This is a genomic window from Streptomyces barringtoniae, from assembly GCF_020819595.1.
Taxonomy (GTDB): domain Bacteria; phylum Actinomycetota; class Actinomycetes; order Streptomycetales; family Streptomycetaceae; genus Streptomyces; species Streptomyces barringtoniae.
In genome coordinates, this window is record NZ_JAJHNP010000009.1 from 74554 (window position 1) to 91107 (window position 16554).

16 protein-coding genes are annotated in these 16554 nt (G+C 73.2%); all 16 read right to left on the reverse strand.

The features are described from left to right. Nucleotides 1–25: 25 nt before the first annotated feature. Nucleotides 26–706 (reverse strand): response regulator, encoded by a 681-nt coding sequence (locus tag LMU33_RS17805; protein WP_228621371.1) that lies wholly within the window; start codon nucleotides 704–706, stop codon nucleotides 26–28. Continuing rightward, entirely contained in the window at nucleotides 703–2202 is a 1500-nt protein-coding gene (locus tag LMU33_RS17810; RefSeq protein WP_228621372.1) for a sensor histidine kinase, read from the reverse strand. Before LMU33_RS17810 ends, LMU33_RS17805 begins: the two co-directional genes overlap by 4 nt. 10 nt (nucleotides 2203–2212) lie before the next feature. Next, nucleotides 2213–3436 carry an acyltransferase family protein gene (locus LMU33_RS17815; RefSeq protein WP_228621373.1) on the reverse strand — a complete coding sequence of 408 codons (1224 nt, stop codon included), beginning with the start codon at nucleotides 3434–3436 and terminating at the stop codon, nucleotides 2213–2215. 97 nt (nucleotides 3437–3533) lie between these two features. Then, on the reverse strand, nucleotides 3534–4715 hold the full coding sequence (locus tag LMU33_RS17820; RefSeq protein WP_228621374.1) for an alpha/beta hydrolase: 1182 nt from the start codon (nucleotides 4713–4715) through the stop codon (nucleotides 3534–3536). A 189-nt stretch (nucleotides 4716–4904) separates the two neighbouring features. Beyond that, on the reverse strand, nucleotides 4905–5792 hold the full coding sequence (locus LMU33_RS17825) for an alpha/beta hydrolase (protein WP_228621375.1): 888 nt from the start codon (nucleotides 5790–5792) through the stop codon (nucleotides 4905–4907). Nucleotides 5793–5971: 179 nt separating this feature from the next. After that, nucleotides 5972–7156 carry a kynureninase gene (kynU, locus tag LMU33_RS17830; RefSeq protein WP_228621376.1) on the reverse strand — a complete coding sequence of 395 codons (1185 nt, stop codon included), beginning with the start codon at nucleotides 7154–7156 and terminating at the stop codon, nucleotides 5972–5974. Then, nucleotides 7149–7997 carry a tryptophan 2,3-dioxygenase family protein gene (locus LMU33_RS17835; protein ID WP_228621377.1) on the reverse strand — a complete coding sequence of 283 codons (849 nt, stop codon included), beginning with the start codon at nucleotides 7995–7997 and terminating at the stop codon, nucleotides 7149–7151. Before LMU33_RS17835 ends, kynU begins: the two co-directional genes overlap by 8 nt. 159 nt (nucleotides 7998–8156) lie before the next feature. Then, nucleotides 8157–8570, reverse strand: coding sequence for a DUF3151 domain-containing protein (locus LMU33_RS17840; RefSeq protein ID WP_228621378.1), 414 nt, complete (start codon nucleotides 8568–8570; stop codon nucleotides 8157–8159). A 79-nt stretch (nucleotides 8571–8649) separates the two neighbouring features. Then, nucleotides 8650–10104, reverse strand: a complete 1455-nt coding sequence (locus LMU33_RS17845) for an MFS transporter (protein ID WP_228621379.1) — start codon at nucleotides 10102–10104, stop codon at nucleotides 8650–8652. Between the two features lie 69 nt (nucleotides 10105–10173). Beyond that, entirely contained in the window at nucleotides 10174–11196 is a 1023-nt protein-coding gene (gene fbaA, locus LMU33_RS17850) for a class II fructose-bisphosphate aldolase (protein WP_228621380.1), read from the reverse strand. A gap of 140 nt (nucleotides 11197–11336) precedes the next feature. Further along, nucleotides 11337–11885 carry an orotate phosphoribosyltransferase gene (gene pyrE / locus LMU33_RS17855; RefSeq protein ID WP_228621381.1) on the reverse strand — a complete coding sequence of 183 codons (549 nt, stop codon included), beginning with the start codon at nucleotides 11883–11885 and terminating at the stop codon, nucleotides 11337–11339. Nucleotides 11886–11895: 10 nt separating this feature from the next. Then, nucleotides 11896–12702: an aldose epimerase family protein gene (locus LMU33_RS17860; protein ID WP_228621382.1), complete on the reverse strand. Its 807-nt coding sequence runs from the start codon at nucleotides 12700–12702 to the stop codon at nucleotides 11896–11898. A gap of 64 nt (nucleotides 12703–12766) precedes the next feature. Next, nucleotides 12767–13540 (reverse strand): SRPBCC family protein, encoded by a 774-nt coding sequence (locus LMU33_RS17865; RefSeq protein WP_228621383.1) that lies wholly within the window; start codon nucleotides 13538–13540, stop codon nucleotides 12767–12769. Nucleotides 13541–13594: 54 nt separating this feature from the next. Next, nucleotides 13595–15232 carry a polyamine aminopropyltransferase gene (locus LMU33_RS17870; RefSeq protein WP_228621384.1) on the reverse strand — a complete coding sequence of 546 codons (1638 nt, stop codon included), beginning with the start codon at nucleotides 15230–15232 and terminating at the stop codon, nucleotides 13595–13597. Between the two features lie 104 nt (nucleotides 15233–15336). Beyond that, nucleotides 15337–15855, reverse strand: a complete 519-nt coding sequence (locus LMU33_RS17875) for a DUF2617 family protein (protein ID WP_228621385.1) — start codon at nucleotides 15853–15855, stop codon at nucleotides 15337–15339. Nucleotides 15856–16174: 319 nt separating this feature from the next. Next, the gene (locus tag LMU33_RS17880; RefSeq protein WP_228621386.1) at nucleotides 16175–16528 is read right to left on the reverse strand and encodes a hypothetical protein; all 354 of its coding nucleotides are present in this window, start codon (nucleotides 16526–16528) and stop codon (nucleotides 16175–16177) included. Nucleotides 16529–16554: the final 26 nt, after the last annotated feature.

Here is a 16554-nt window from a genome sequence, read left to right on the forward strand (position 1 = left end):
TACTACGGGTCGCCCCTTGCGGGTGTCACCGGCCACCGGGACGGACCACGCCGGACTCGTAGGCGAAGACCGCCGCCTGGGTGCGGTCGCGCAGGCCCAGCTTCACCAGGATCCGGCCCACATGCGTCTTCACGGTCTGCTCGGCCACGACCAGCCGCTCGGCGATCTCCGCGTTCGACAGGCCCTGCGCGATCAGCGCCAGCACCTCCGTCTCCCGCTCGGTGAGGTCGCCGACGCGCTGCTTGAGCGGGGCCCGGCGGCTGCCGTCCAGACGGGAGAACTCGGCGATGAGACGGCGGGTGATGCCGGGCGCGAGCAGGGCGTCGCCCGCAGCCACGACCCGGACCGCCTCGGCCAGCTTGTCCGCGGAGGCGTCCTTCAGCAGAAAGCCGGAGGCCCCGGCCCGCAGCGCCTCGTACACGTACTCGTCCAGGTCGAACGTGGTCAGCACCAGCACCTTGATGGCGGGATGCCCGGCGGTGATCCTGCGGGTCGCCTCGATGCCGCCGAGCTCGGGCATCCGGATGTCCATCAGCACCACGTCCGGGACCAGTTCGGCGGTCTGCACGATCGCGTCCAGACCGTCCACCGCCTGCCCGACCACCTCGATGCCGGGCTGGGCGCTGAGCAGCACGCCGAAACCCTGCCGGACCATCTGCTGGTCGTCGGCGATGAGTACGCGGATGGGACCGGCGCCGCTCGTCATGTGTCCTGTTCTCCTGTCGGGGGCTCGGGCGGGTACGGATCGTGGGTGGAGCCGGATGGCAGCTGCCTCCGGAACGCGGCGGGCAGGACGAGGTCGGTCCGGACCGGGGTGCCGTCACGCGGGAGGAACGCGGTCACCCGGAAGCCGCCTCCCTGCTCCCCCGTCGCGACGACGTGCCCGCCCAGCATCGCCGCCCGCTCCCGCATGCCGAGCAGACCGTGACCGCTGCCCGGGGACGGCGGGGCGGGACGGCTGGGCCGGGAGTTGGTGATGTCCAGGCACAGCCCGTGGGCGTGGTGGACGACCACCACGTCGACCTTCGCGCCCGGGGCGTGCCGCAGGACGTTGCTCAGGGCCTCCTGGACGATCCGGTACGCCGACAGCTCCACGCCCGGCGGATAGCCGCGGGGCTCGCCCTCGACCGTCTTGACCACGTCCAGGCCGGCCGCCCTGGTGTTCTCCATCAGGGCGTCCAGACGGGCGAGATCCGGCTGCGGGGCATGGGGGGCCGGGCCGGTGCCGGGGGCGGACAGCCGGTGGGTCTCCTCGACGGCCTCGGGGTCGTCCGGGCCCTCCGACCGCAGCACGCCGAGGACCCGGCGCAGCTCGGTCAGGGCCTCCAGGGCGTTGTTGCGGATGCCGGCGAGGTTCTCCTTCAGCTCCTCGGAGGGGTTCTCCACCAGGTGCGGGGCCACCTGGGCCTGGATCGAGATCACCGACATGTGGTGCGCGACCACGTCGTGCAGCTCGCGGGCTATACGGCTGCGCTCCTCCAGGAGCGTGCGCCGGGCCCGCTCCTCGGCGGTGATCGTCGTCTGCTGGACCAGTTCGGTACGGGCCTCGCTGCGGCTGCGCAGGGCCGCGCCGATGGCGGCGGCGATCGCGAAGAGGCCGACGGCGACGACGCCTGTCGGGGAGTAGCGCACGGCTCCCATGCCGCCCTCCACCACGGCGGTCACCAGGGCGGTCGTGACAAGCGCGGCGACCGTCCCGCGGAACCGGACGCGCAGGGCCAGGAGCAGCAGTACGGCCATGTGGGCCAGCAGGACCGGTGTGGTCCAGGGCCAGTTGGGGCCGGGCGGCCGGAGCCCCGGTGTCGCCAGCTGCGGACGGGCGAGCAGCGCGGTGGCGACGGCGCCGGTCAGGGACAGGGCCCAGGCGGTTACCGGGCGCCACAGGGCCAGGACGACGGCGGCGGCCTGGAGGAGCGTGATGAAGAACGCCACGGCCGGAGTGAAGCCGTAGCTGCTGGCCAGCTCCTCGCCGCCGCCGAGGGCGATGCCCAGGGCGAGGTAGAAGGCGAGCAGGTAGGTGAGGAGGCGGACCCAGCGGTGCCGGGAGAAGGGGGGTGAGTTCGGCGTGGGGTTCTCGCCGAGCCAGGCACGCAGTCTGCGCCGGGGGGTCCTGGGGGTGGCTGTACTGGCGGTCGCGGGTGCGTGGTCGGGTGCGGGTGGCCCCTCGGGGGCGTTCTCACCGTCGGCGGCCGCGGGCTTCACGGGGTCAACACTAGGCATTGCGCGGGTTCTTTGCTGGGGGCAGATGGTGGCGGACCACATGGGACCTGCGGTTTCGGGGGCGGCGGGGACCCTGTTCGTGGTGGCGGAAGGCCGTCCAGCACAGGGCGAGGGCCAGGGTGAAGACCGGAAGCCAGGCGAGGCGGTACGGCACCCAGCCCAGCGAGTCGGGTGAGGTGTGCAGTCCGGGCAGCCGGCCGGCGAGGAGGCCCGTGGCCGTCGTGGCCATCATGGCCGTCTGGTGCCACAGGTAGATCGTCATCGCGGAGAGGTTGACCAGGGCCACGGCCGCCCAGAGCAGCGGGCGGGCCATCGCACGGCGCAGCCGGTCGCGAAGGAGGAGGGCGAGCCCGCACTGGGCCAGGCCGAAGGTGACGGCCGCCAGGGTCGGGGGGTTCAGGTTGGAGATCCGCGCGCCGGGGACGCCGACCATGGACGCCGGGTATCCGGCGCAGCCGACGAGGACGGCCGTGGCGGCCGTACCGCCGAGGAACAGGACCCGGGCCGCGCGGCGGGTGTCCAGCTCGCCCCGCGTCCACGCCGCGCCCAGGGTGTACGGGACCAGCCAGCCCGCCGGGAGGTTCAGCCAGCCGAGCCAGGACGGGCCGGTGTGCAGGCCGAAGCGGAGCAGGTCCACGTGCAGGACGACGGCCAGGGGCCAGAGCGGGTTGAGGCGGGTGAGGAGCGGGGTGGCGGCCGTCAGCCCGGCAAAGACCAGCAGGAACCACAGCGGTGACAGGGCCAGCTTGAGCAGGGCCTCGATCGTGGCCAGAGGGGTGCCGGTGAGGAGGAGGGCCGTGGCGGCCACCGCCCACAGGCACAGGAGTGCGGCCACCGGGCGCAGGAGGCGGGTCAGGCGGGCGCGCAGCCAGGTGCCGTAGGTCTCGCCTCTGTCGCGGGCGGTGGCGAGGCTTCGCGTTGCCACATGGCCGCCGACCAGGAAGAACACGGCCAGGGTCTGGAACAGCCAGGAGATCGGGGCCAGCCAGGGCATGTGCTGCAGCGGGCTCGTGGTGTGCAGTCCGCCGTCCTTGGCCACGAGTGCCGTCACCAGCCAGTGGCCCAGGACGACGCCGAGGACGGCTGTTGCCCGGAGGGCGTCGACGCCTCGGTCCCGGGAGGCGGGGGTGAGGGCGTCGAGGTGGCGGGCGGATCGGCGCAGGGCCTGGAGGGGGCTGGTGGTGTGGGGCGCCTTCGGCGGGATCCGGGTCCCCACCGGCACCGCCCGTGGCGGTTTCGGCGCCGGGTGCGGGCGGCCCTCGGCTGGGGGGCCGGGAGCAGTGGTGCGGTGGGGGGTGTGGGGTGCGGTTGGGTCAGGCACGGGGCACCTCCGAGGTCTCGCCGAGGGTGATCCGGGCGAGGTTGGCGAGGGACGCCGAGCCCGGGGTGAAGTAGCCGCTGTGGTCGGCGTCGCCCGCGTCGAAGACCCGGGCGCCGAAGGCGCGGGAGACCGGGTCGGCGCCCAGACCGACGGTGGTGCCGAAGAAGGTGGCGCTGACATGCGGCACGTTCGCGATCCAGTCCTCGCTGCCGCGGGCCGCCCACACTCTTGCGCGGGTGTGCAGGGCCGCGACGGAGTCCGCGCCGGTGCCGGGGCTGCCGACGAGGACGATGTCGTCGGCGTCCAGACCATGGGCGGCCCGGCCGCAGACGGCCGTGCCGTAGGAGTGGCAGAGAAGGGAGAGGTGCGCCTGCGGCTGGGTCGCGGTGCGCAGGTCGCGTACGAAGGCGCGCAGGCGGGGGGCGGCTTCCTCGGCCCGGGTGGTCGTGGTCACCGTGGTGCTGACGGTGGCTGGTGTCTCGTAGCCGAGCCAGGCGACGACCGCGGTGCGGGTGCCGCGGGGGGCACGGTGGGTGAGGTCCGTGTACAGGGCCGCGGCCGCCTTGTGGAAGCGGGCGTAGGTGTCCAGGGAGGTGTCCGAGCCGGGGACCAGGACGGCGATGTGGTCGGCGTGGGCGAGGTCGCCGAGCACCTCCGTGGCCCGGCCGGCGCCTCGGCCGTCGAAGGTGAGGAGGTGGCGGGACGGGGCGGCCAGGGTGCGGTCGGCGGCGGCGCGGTGGGTGTCGCCGTGTGCGGCGGCCATGTCGGCGGCGCGGGTGGCGTCGGCACGGTTGGCCGCGTAGGCCGACTGGAGGGTGGTCGCCGTGAGCTTGGGGAGGGCGGCGGGGGCCGGGGCCGGGATCTGGCGGCGGGCGGCGCCGGAGAGGGGGACGGCTATGGCTGCGGTGAGGAGGGTGGCGAGGAGGGCGCGCAGGCCCCTTCGGGGGCGGCGGGTGGGGTGGGACGTGCCGTCGGGGTACGGCTGCGGGTCCGTGGGCGGGCAGCCGGACTTCGGCCGGGCTCGTGTTCCCGACCGCACCACCCGTGCTGCTTTCGTCGTCGGGTGCGGGTGGCCCTCGTGGGGCGCGGTCGCCGTCGGCGGCTGCGGGGACGTGGCGGGGAAAGAGGTGGTCTTCGGCGGGTGCGAGTGTGCGGTCTCGTGGGTGGGCCCCATGGGCGGGCTTCCTTTCGGGGTGCCCGGCCATCGGGCTTGTCCGACAAGGAAGTTATGGATGGGGGCGTGTCGCCCGCGTCCCGCCAGGGAGCTGTTCCGCGGGGTAGCTCTCAGGTACTACGGGTATCAGCGGGGCCGGCCCGCCCGGGTCGGCCCGGGCAACCGTTCACCCGTATCGAACTGCCGCCGTTACCACGCGAGTTGGGCGATCTCCTCCGCCACCACCGCGCACGCGTCCGCCGCCGGGTCGATGAGGGGGAAGTGTCCGACGTCCTCCAGCAGCGTCAGGCCCACGACCTCGCCGGCCTTCGCCGCCGCGTCCGCGTAGGACTCGGCCACCGCCTGCGGCACCTCCAGGTCCGTACGGCCCTGGACGAGTGTCGTCGCGATGCCCGTCGGGAGGAGCAGGACGGGGTCGGCCCAGGGGCGGCGCTCGGCGAAGGTGTCGTGGCCGCCGAGGAGTTGCAGGCTCGCGTTGCCGCAGACGTCCAGCTTCTCCGCCACCTCGAAGTCCACGATCGGCGCGAGGGCGACGACACCACGCAGCGGGGCGGGCTCGTCGATGCGCCAGGGCGCGTCCGCGGGCAGGACGTGGCGGGCGGCGGCCCACAGGGCGAGGTGGCCGCCGGCCGAGTGGCCCGTCAGCACCGTACGGCCGGGGTCGGCCTGCGGGAGCGCCTCCCGGACCAGGGCGGGCAGCGCGTCCAGCGCGGCCGCGACGTCGTCGAAGGTGTCGGGCCAGCGGCCGGCCGGAGGGGTGCTGTCGTCGCCGGTCTCCTCGGTGAGCGGGTCACCGCCGCGGCGGTACTCGAGGTTGGCCACGGCGAAGCCCCGGCGGGCCAGGTAGTCGGCGAAGGGGGTGATGTGGCGGCGGTCGTAGCGGGCGCGCCAGGCACCTCCGTGCAGGACCACCACCAGGGGGGCCGGGGCGTCCGGGGCGGTCCGGGGAGCGTAGAAGTCGATCACCTGGTCGGGGTGGCTGCCGTAGGCGGACGTGACGTCGGGGTCGACCGGGGGGTGCGAGAAGGCCGACTCCTCTTCGGCGGCGGCGCGGGCTGCTGCGGCGTCGTCCGGCATGCTCCAACCTCTCAGCGACGGAACTCTTTTGGCGTCTGACCGACCAGTTCGCCGTGGCGGGACGGTATCAGGCCGGTGACGTGCGGGGACATGGGGATGTCACGCAGGGTAGGGATAAACGGTTCTGCGCGGAGAGGCCCGGGAGAGGGGTGCCCCTCCCAGGCCTCTGCCAGACGCCCCTACGCCAGTTCCTCGCCCAGGATCCGCGCCGCCCGCTCGGTCTCGCCGAAGCCGACGTAGAGCGGGGTGAAGCCGAAGCGGAGGATGTCGGGGTGGCGGAAGTCGCCCACGACGCCCCGGGCGATCAGGCGTTTCATCACCTCACCCGCGTCGTCACAGCGCAGGGCGACCTGGCTGCCGCGCTCCTCGTGGCGTTCCGGGGTCACGGACTCCACGCGCCCCGGCCCGGTGTACGCCCGCACACACCGCAGGAAGAAGTCCGTCAGCGCGAGGGACTTGGCGCGGACGGCGGAGACGGACACGTCGTCCCAGACGTCCAGGGCCGTTTCCAGGGCCAGCATCGACAGGATGTCCGGGGTGCCCACGCGGCCGCGCAGGGCGCCCGGCGCCGGGGCGTACGACGGGCTCATGCCGAAGGGGTCGGTGTGGGAGTTCCAGCCGGGCAGCGGGGAGTCGAACCGGGGCTGGAGCTCCTTGCGGACGTACAGGTACGCCGGGGAACCCGGGCCGCCGTTCAGGTACTTGTAGGTGCAGCCGACCGCCAGGTCGACCCCGTGCTGGTCCAGGCCCACCTCCAGCGCGCCCGCGCTGTGGCACAGGTCCCAGACCGCGAGGGCGCCGGCGGCGTGGATCGCCGACGTGAGGGACGGCAGGTCGTGCAGGCGGCCCGTGCGGTAGTCGACGTGGTTCAGCAGCACCGCCGCCGTACGGCCGCCCAACTCCCCCGGCACCTCCGACGGCGTCACCGCGCGCAGCGTGCGGCCGGTCAGGCGGGCCGCCGACTCGGCGATGTAGCCGTCCGTGGGGAAGGTGGTGGCGTCGACCAGGATCTCGGTGCGGTCCTCGCCCGCCATCCGTACGGCGGCCACCAGTGCCTTGAACACGTTGACACTTGTGGAGTCGCCCACGACGATCTGTCCGGCCGCCGCGCCGACCAGCGGGGCGATCCGGTCGCCGATCCGCTCCGGCGCGGTCCACCAGCCGCTCTCCTCCCAGGAGCGGATGCGCAGTTCGCCCCACTGCCGGCGCACCACGTCGGCCACGCGGTCGGGCACGTTCGCGGGGAGCGCGCCGAGCGAGTTGCCGTCCAGGTAGACCACGTCATCGAGGACGAAACGGGAACGCAGCGGGGCGAGCTCGTCGGCCGCGTCCAGCTTCTCTGCCTCCAGGGCGAGCTCAGACATGGGACCTCGCCGTCCACAGCTCCGGGAACACGTTCTTGCGGGCGCGCTTCTCCAGCCAGGCCACGCCGGCCGAGCCGCCCGTGCCGGGCTTGGCCCCCATGGCTCGGCGGGTGGCCACCAGGTGGTCGTTGCGCCAGCGCCAGACCAGTTCGGCCACGTCGGTCAACGCCTCGCCCAGCCGCGCGAGTTCGGCGTCCTGGTCGCCGGAGTAGATCGCCGCCCAGGCCCGCTCGACCGCGTCGGAGGGCTCGTAGCGCTGGGAGACGTCACGGCGCAGGACGGACGCGGGGACCGGATGCCCGCGCCGGGCCAGCAGCCGCAGCACCTCGTCGTACAGGCTCGGCTCGTGCAGCGCCTTCTCCAGCTCCGCGTACGCGCGGGGGGCGCCGCGGTGCGGGACCAGCATGGACGCGGACTTCTCGCCGAGCAGGAACTCCATGCGGCGGTACATCGCCGACTGGAAGCCGGAACCCTCGCCGAGGGCGGAGCGGTACGAGTTGAACTGCGCCGGGGTGAGCTGGCCGAGGGGCGTCCAGGAGGCGTTGAGGGCCTCCAGTTCCCGTACGGAACGCTTCAGCGCGGCGATCGCGGTCGGTACGTCGTCGCCGCGCAGGGCGGCCGCCGCGGTCTCCCACTCATGGACGACGACGGTGAACCACAGCTCCATGACCTGGGTCGTGACCAGGAAGACCATCTCTCCGGGATCGTCGGAGAGGGTGTGCTGGAGGTGGGTGAGCACGTCCGCCCTGACGTAGTCCTCGTACGGCGTCGTGCCCGCGAAATCGAGATGCGGAGTCTCGGGCTCCTGAGTCTCCAAGGACTGCTGAGCCGGTTGGGACATCGCTGTCTCCTGTTGTAGCTCCGGGTAGCGGTCCGCCCCTGCCGATGCCGGCACGGGGGCCCCGGTCCCCACCGGCATCCTCCGCAATCGACCCGGATCCGGCAAGGCCCGTCCGCTGCCAGACGGGCCACACCGGTCACTGCCGTCGCGCCGGCCGGACTAGCCGAGGGTCTCGGCCGCCGTGGGCGAGGAGTCGTTCAGGAACTGCGTGCAGCGCTCGTACTCCTCCTGCTCGCCGATCGCCTGGGCGGCGCGGGCGAGGGCGTGCAGGGCGCGCAGGAAGCCGCGGTTCGGCTCGTGCTCCCAGGGGACCGGGCCGTGCCCCTTCCAGCCGCTGCGGCGCAGGGCGTCGAGGCCGCGGTGGTAGCCCGTACGGGCATAGGCGTACGACTCCACGACCGCGCCGCGCTCGAACGCCTCGTCGGCCAGCTGGGCCCAGGCGAGAGAGGAGGTCGGGTACTTGGCGGCGACGTCCGCGGGAGCGATGCCGGCCGCGAGCTGTTCGCGGGGCTCGGGCTCGTCGGGGAGGTGGGTGGGGGGCGGACCGCCGAGGAGGTTCTGGTGAATCGTCATGGGGTCCAGTTTGGCCCACCCCACGGTTTCCCGTGCTGGTGGCATGTGCCCCGTGCCGCCCCGAGCACGAGCGCGCCGGCTAGGTACGCCGCTCACCCTCCAACGGGGGCGCCGTCACGCAGCCGTGTACGTGGCATTCCGGGTGACGGCAGTCGGGGGGCGGGCGGCGGACCATGGTGAAGGCCAGCAGGGACCCGGCCACCAGCACCCCCGCACAGATCGGCATCGCACGGTCGAACGCCGCGTCGAAGGCCGATGGGACCCGGTACGCCTCCGGCCCCATCCCCGCCAGCAGCGGCAGCGCGGCGACCGCGATCAGGCCCGCCGCCCTCGCCGCCGCGTTGTTGATGCCGCTCGCCAGACCCGCACGCGCGCTGTCGACCGAGGCGAGCACCGTCGCCGTCAGAGGGGCTACGAGAGTCACCATGCCCGCACCCATGACCAGCAGGGCCGGAAGCACGTCGGTGAGATAGTCGGCGCCCTTGCCCACCCGCAGCATCAGCAGCATCGCCGCCGCGCAGAGCAGGGGACCGACCGTGAGCGGAAGGCGCGGGCCGGTACGGTCCGCGAGGGCGCCGGAGCGGGCGGAGAAGAGGAGCATCAGGGCCGTCGTCGGCAGCAGGGCTGTGCCGGCTTGCAGCGGTGAGTAGCCCGCCACCACCTGGAGCTGCAGCGCGGTGAGGAAGAAGAAGCCACCGAACGCCGCGTAGACGCACAGGGTGACCAAGTTGACTGCCGTGAACTGGCGCGAGGCGAAGATGTCCGGCGGGAGCATCGGGTCCGGGCGGTGCCGTTCGACGTGGACGAAGGCCACCGCCGCCAGCACACCCGCCGCCCCGGTCAGGGCCACCGCCGGACCGCCCGCCCGCGCCTCGATCAGCGCGTATGTCACCAGGGCCAGGGCCAGGGCGCCGAGGGCCGCGCCGAGGACGTCGAAGCGGCCGTGCTTTCCGCTGTCCCTCGACTCCGGGACGTGCCGCAGCGCCACCGGCACGCACAGCAGCGCCAGCGGGACGTTCAGCAGGAACACCCAGCGCCAGCCGGGGCCGGCCACCAGCCAGCCGCCCAGGAACGGGCCGACCGCCGCGCCGATCCCGCCGAAGCCGGACCACAGGCCGACGGCCCGGCTGCGGTCGTCGCGGTGGAAGGACGCCTGGATGATCGCCAGGGAGCCGGGGGTCAGGAGCGCGCCGCCGATGCCCTGCAGGGCACGGGCGGCGATCAGCACCGGCGGGTTCGGCGACAGACCGCACAGCAGGGATGCGGCGGCGAACCACACCACCCCCAGCACGAAGATCTTCCGCCGGCCGTAGTGGTCGCCCAGCGAGCCGCCCAGCAGGATCAGCCCGGCCAGCGTGACCATGTACGCGTTGACCGTCCATTGCAGGGCGGCCAGGCTCGCGCCCAGGTCCTCGCCGATGCGGGGGAGCGCCACGTTGACGACGGTCGAGTCCAGCAGGGCCATGCTGGAGCCGAGGACCGTGGTGAGCAGGATCCACTTGCCCTGGGGCGAGGCCAGCCGGACGTCGGGCACGTCCCCAGGTATACAGCGGCCCGGCGACCGAGAACAGCCGCCGGGCCCCTTGCGGATCGGACGTACCGCTTACTTGATCTTGTTGCCCGCCGAGCGCAGGTTCTGCGTGGCCTCGACGACACGCGCGGCCATGCTCGCCTCGGCCAGCTTGCCCCAGGTGCGCGGGTCGTAGGCCTTCTTGTTGCCGACCTCGCCGTCGACCTTCAGGACGCCGTCGTAGTTCTGGAACATGTGGGCGGCGACCGGACGGGTGAAGGCGTACTGGGTGTCCGTGTCGAGGTTCATCTTCACGACGCCGTTCTCCAGCGCGGTCAGGATCTCCTGCTCGGTGGAGCCGGAGCCGCCGTGGAAGACGAAGTCGAACGGGGAGGCCTTGCCGAACTTGGCGGCGACGCCGTCGTTCAGCTCCTTCAGCAGGTCGGGGCGGAGCACGACGTTGCCCGGCTTGTACACGCCGTGCACGTTGCCGAAGGAGGCGGCCAGCAGGTAGCGGCCCTTCTCACCCAGGCCCAGGGCCTCCGCCGTACGGATCGCGTCATCGACGGTGGTGTAGAGGGAGTCGTTGATCTCGTGCGAGACGCCGTCCTCCTCGCCGCCGGTCGGGGTGATCTCCACCTCGAGGATGATGTGGGCGGCGCGGGTGCGCTCCAGCAGCTCCTGGGCGATGGCGAGGTTGTCGGCGAGGGTCTCGGCCGAGCCGTCCCACATGTGCGACTGGAACAGCGGGTTCCGGCCGGCCTTCACGCGCTCCTCGGAGACCGCGATCAGCGGACGTACGTACCCGTCGAGCTTGTCCTTCGGGCAGTGGTCGGTGTGCAGCGCGATGTTGACGGGGTACTTCTCGGCGAGGATGTGCGCGTACTCGGCGAGGGCGACCGCGCCGGTGACCATGTCCTTGCTGTACTGGCCGCCGAGGAACTCGGCACCGCCGGTCGAGATCTGGACGATGCCGTCGCTCTCCGCCTCCGCGAAGCCGCGCAGCGCCGCGTTCAGGGTCTGGCTCGAGGTGACGTTGATGGCCGGGTAGGCGAACTTGCCTGCCTTCGCCCGGTCGAGCATCTCGTTGTAGACCTCGGGGGTTGCGATGGGCATCTGTCCGCTCCTTGTGTTGCGGGTGGATTGCTGCGTTACGGCCCTGACCTAGACCTGGGGGGTGACGTCGTCGTCGGCCCCATCTTTCCAGACACGGGGTGCTGGTCGGCGCCCCGCCAAGTCCAGGTCACCGGGGCGTGTCAGTCCAGACCCAGTTCATCCTTCGAGAAGGCGAAACGGTACGGAACGCCCGCGCCGGCCTCGATCTTCTCGGCGGCACCGGTGGCCCGGTCCACGATGGTCGCGACGGCGACGACCTCGGCGCCGGCCTCGCGCACGGCCTCGACGGCGGTGAGCGGGGAGCCGCCGGTGGTGGAGGTGTCCTCGACGACGAGCACCCGCCGACCGGTGATGTCCGGGCCTTCCACGCGCCGCTGCAGACCGTGCGCCTTGGCGGCCTTGCGGACGACGAACGCGTCCAGCCGCTGCCCGCGCGCGGCGGCGGCGTGCAGCATGGCCGCGGCGACCGGGTCGGCGCCCATGGTCAGGCCGCCCACCGCGTCGAACTCCAGGTCCGCGGTCAGATCCAGGAGCACCTGGCCGACCAGCGGGGCGGCCTCGCCGTCGAGGGTGATGCGGCGCAGGTCGACGTAGTAGTCCGCCTCCAGACCCGAGGAGAGGGTCACCTTGCCGTGCACCACGGCCTTGTCCTTGATCTGCTGCAGCAGCGCGCCGCGTACGTCCGTCATGCCGACCAGCTTAAGGGCGCCGCCAGCTCCAGGTGGTGCTCGCCTCCAGCGGCTCCAGCGGGGTGACCAGGTGCGGGAGGGTGTTCAGGCCGTTGGGCGGGCCGGTCTGCGGCTCCACGCACACGGCCTCGGCCTGCTCGTCGTAGACGACCACCCACTCCTCGCGGCTGGTCACCTTCAGCTCCAGTTGTCCGGGCCAGGTGAGGGAGACGTCGACGCCGCCGGGCATGCCGAAGCAGTCGTCCCAGGGGCCGGGCTTCGGGTCGATCCTGTTCCCGGTGGGCAGATGGTCGTCCCCGCGCTCCTCCTGCCAGGCGGGCTCGAAGCGGACCGTGACGTCCTCGCCGACTGCACCGTCCTCGCCGGCGAGGGTCCGGTTGAACCAGGGGTGCCAGCCGATCTGCGCCGGGAAGGAGTCGTCCCGCGCCTCCACCGACATCGTCAGCGTCAGGCCGTCCTCGGCGAGCGTGACGACGTGGGTGACGCGGCCGGGGTGCGGCCAGGGGTCGACCAGGTCGTACGTGATCACCGCCTCGTTCTCCGAGACGCGCGCGGTGCGCCAGGCGCCGTCGCGGGTGGTGCCGTGGATGGCGTGGGGCGGGGAGTTGAGCGGCATCTGACGGACGGTGCCGCCGTCCAGGAAGCGGCCGTCTCGGATACGGCCGCACCACGGCACCATGGGGAAGCAGCCGTAGCGGGGCCCTTGCCTCAGCAGTTCGAGGGCGTTGACCTTGAGACTGCTGATACGGCCGCCGTTGGCGGGGCTGACGTGTACTTCTGCGTTGCCTGCGGTCAGCGTGATGTCTTCGTTACTCACGAGAAGAGGCTACTGGGGGGCGACTGGTCACAGGGGCTGAGCGCCGTGCCCGCTTCGGGGGCGCTCACCGGCGTTTGCGCAGTGCCCTGCTCACGACGATCGCCGACGCCACGACCAGCGCCGCCGCCGGTGCCGCCCAGCGCAGTGCCGAGGTCGCTGTCACCGTCTGGGGTGCCGGCACGGGTGCGTAACGGCCCCGCGGGGGAGCGTGGTCGACCTCCTCCGCGCTGCGGCCGATCATCGTCCGGCGCGCGTGCGCGGCCTCGGCCGGGGGCTCGCCGGTGTCGGCGAAGTCCTCGGCGAGACGGTCGGCCGCCGGGTCCAGGGGCGGTGGCGGGATCTCGGTGTCGAAGACGGAGGGCTGCTCGGCCTCACACTCGGGTGCCTTCTCTCGGCTCTCCTCCGACGCCGCCGCAGGCTCCGGCGTCGCCAGGTTCTCCAGGAAACGGTTCAGCAGGCGGGTGGCCGCCGCGTGCACCGCGTCCGCGGGGAGCTCGGCGATCCGGCCGTCCGCGCCCGCCGTGCCCCCCACCGTCACCGTCGTACCGCCTCCGGTGTCCGCGAGGCGCAGGGTGAGGGCGAGTTTCACGGCGCCGGTGCCGCGGGCCTCGGCGGCGTCGGCCTCGAGGGCGTACGTGCCGTCGGCGCGGGCGGCCACCCGTGCCGTACCCCGGTAGGTGACCGAGTGTCCCTGGACGCGGAGCTTCAGGCGCCCGGTGACGGGTTCGGCACCGGCGTCCTGTTGCAGGCCGGGGACCGCGCGGGCGATGCGCGCGGGGTCGGCGAGGGCGGCTCTGAGCGACTCGAGCGGTACCGGGACGAAGACCTGGTGCTCCATGTCCGGTGAGCCTACCCAGGTGTGACCGGAATTCACTCCCACCTGACCGGCTCGTCAGTACCGCGGATGCACCAGCGTCGACGCGGGCAGCCCGTCGATCCGGGTCCGTTCCGCCGCCCGCGCGTCCGCGGTCAGTTCCGCCTGCGTCAGGATGTGCGGCGGCCCGGGGATCAGGCGCAGCGGTGGTGGAACGGCCCCCGGGCTCGCCAGCAGGAAGGCCCAGTCGTGCGGGGTTCCGGGCGTGCCCGCCGAGCGGTCGGGGCCGGCCGGGAAGCCGGTGTCGTGGCCGAGGACCCGGTAGGCGGAACCGGCGAAGCCCGCGGCGCGCAGGGTCGCGGCGACCGTCCAGAAGGCGCGGGGCCGGGTGGTGACCGAGCCGGCGTGGACGACGAGCCGGCCGCCGGGGGCGAGGACGCGGCGGGCGAGGCCGTAGAACTCCTGGGAGTACAGCTTGGTGCTGGCGGTGATGCCGGGGTCGGGGAGGTCGGCGATCACCACGTCGTACGCCGAGGGGCGTGCGCCGCGCAGCCAGCCGAGGGCGTCGGCGTAGGTGACGTGGACGCGGGGGTCGGCGTAGGCGTGGCCGTTGGCGGCGGCGAGGCCGGGGTCGTGGCGGGCCAGGCGGACCAGGCCGGGGTCGAGTTCGACGACGTCGACGCGGCGCACCGCCCCGTGGCGCAGCACCTCGCGGGCGGCCAGGCCGTCGCCGCCGCCGAGGATCAGCACGCGCGCGTGGCGGCCGCCGGACATGGCCGGGTGGACGAGGGCGTCGTGGTAGCGGCGTTCGTCGCGGCCGCCGACGCGGAGCCGGCCGTCCAGGAAGAGGTCGAGGGGCTTGCCGTCGGTGCCTCCGGCGAGGACGACCTCCTGGACGTCGGTCTGTTCGGCGACCCGGACGTCCTTGCCGTAGACGGCGTGCCGGGCGGCGCGTTCGAACTCGTCGGCGAGGGCCGCGGCGGAGGCGAGGACGCCGAGGACGGCGAGGCCGACGAGGAGCAGGGTCCAGCGGGCCCGGCGGGTGAGGTCGCGGCGGAAGAGGCCGAGGACGAGGGCGCCGCCGGCCACGACGTTGACCGTGCCGGTGAGCAGCGCACCCGTCAACTGGCCCAGGACGGGCAGGAGGAGGAAGGGAAAGGCCAGGCCGCCGACCAGCGCCCCGACGTAGTCCGCCGCGAACAGGTCGGCCACCGCCCCGCCCGCGTCCTGGTGGCGGATGCGCTGGATGAGCTCCATCAGCAGCGGCACCTCGGCGCCGATGAGCAGGCCGATGGCGAGGGAGAACGCGACCAGGAGGCAGCGCGGGCCCTCGCCCCACAGCCCGCCCCAGCCGCCGGTCCACGCGAAGACGGCGTACAGGGCCATCGCGCTGCACCCGCCGATCAGCGCGAGGGCGGTCTCGATGGCGCCGAAGCCGGCCGCCGCGTGCCAGCGCAGCCGCTTGGCGCCGAGGGAGCCGATGCCCATCGCGAACACCATCACGGACAGCACGACGGAGGCCTGGGTGACGGAGTCCCCCATCAAGTACGAGGCGAATGCGACGAGTTCGAGTTCGTAGACGAGTCCGCAGGCCGCGCAGACGAAGACGCACACGAGGACCAGGAACCGCCCGGTGCCGGGCCGGACGGGCAGCCGGGCGGGGGCTGTCCAGGACGGCGGGCAACGCGGGGGCGCGGGAGCGTGCGGTTCGATCACTCTGCGACGTTACGTCACACGCGCGGTACGCTTCGTCACCCACACGTGTGGATCTGGGGGCAGTTGACGTCTGGGGGGTTTATCTCCGCGCGGGCGCGCTCAGCTCAGGTGTGCGGTCTGCCCCGCATCCCGACCCGGGTCCGGGTCGCCACCAACTGCCCGTCCTGCGGGTAGGCGTGCCAGGTGCGCCAGTGCACCTGGCCCTCGTGGCGCTGGGCGAGCATCGCGGTGAAGGCGTGCGGGCTGCCGGGGAAGACGCCGGCGAGGCCGTGCGGATGGTCGGAGACGAGGGCGAGCAACTCCTGGGCGCGGCCCGCGAACGAGCCGGGTGTGAGCACCTCGACGCGCGCGGCGAACTCGTACTCCCAGTCGCCGACGCGCTTGGCGACGCCGAGCGGCAGCGGGGTGCTGGAGCCGGGGATGCAGGCCACCGTCTCCGAACAGCCGCCGCGCTCCTCGTCCAGCAGCACCTGGTGGGAGGCGCCGAGGAGTCTCAACTGGAGCTTCGCGCCGACGAGTTCCAGATCCAGGGTGGCCAGCGCCGGCAGCGGCTCGCGTCCTAGGGCCCAGGCCAGGTCGGCAGCCCGCGTATCGGTGTAGGAGGTGTTCAGGGTCGTGAGCATGGATCGGCTCCGCTAACACGCGATGACGGGGAGATCGGCCATGTCAGCCCAGCCGGCTCGGCCGGGGCGGGAGTCTCAGTGAGGTTCCGAGGGGCTGCGTTGGCGGTTTAGAGGGAATCATGAACGGAGGCGCCCCCACAGCGTTTTTACCCAACTTCGCCGGGTTTCCATCCCTCAGGGGGCTCCACAGCTCAACTGTTCAACTACGGCGTACGCCGGGCGCTGAAAACCAACGGCGAGCGCCCGCCGGTCGTCCTGCCCGGCGGGCGCTCGCATGCGGCCCGGATACGGCTCCCCCGACGAGCTCGGCTGCCCCGTGTCAGCTGCCTCCCCCGCATCCTCCCCCGCCGCCGCACGACGAACCCCCGCCGCAGGACGAACCGCCGCCGCAGGACGAGCCCCCGCCGCAGGAGGAGTGACCTCCGCAGGAGTGGCCGCCGTGGTGGCCCCCGTGGTGCCCGCCCGACGAGCCGGAGTCGACGCCGCCCGCCCACCAGCTGCCGCTGCCGTCGTACGACGAGGACGAGGACGACGAGCGGTACGACCGGGACCGGCCGCGGCCGCTCTTGCCGAGCGACACCTTGCGCTGCCGGTTCCCGGACCGGGCCCCCGCCAGCGCCGTGACCGTCACGAACGCGGCCACCACCAGCACGAAGATGATGCCGACGACCATGGCGTCACCCTCCTTCCCATCCCCCT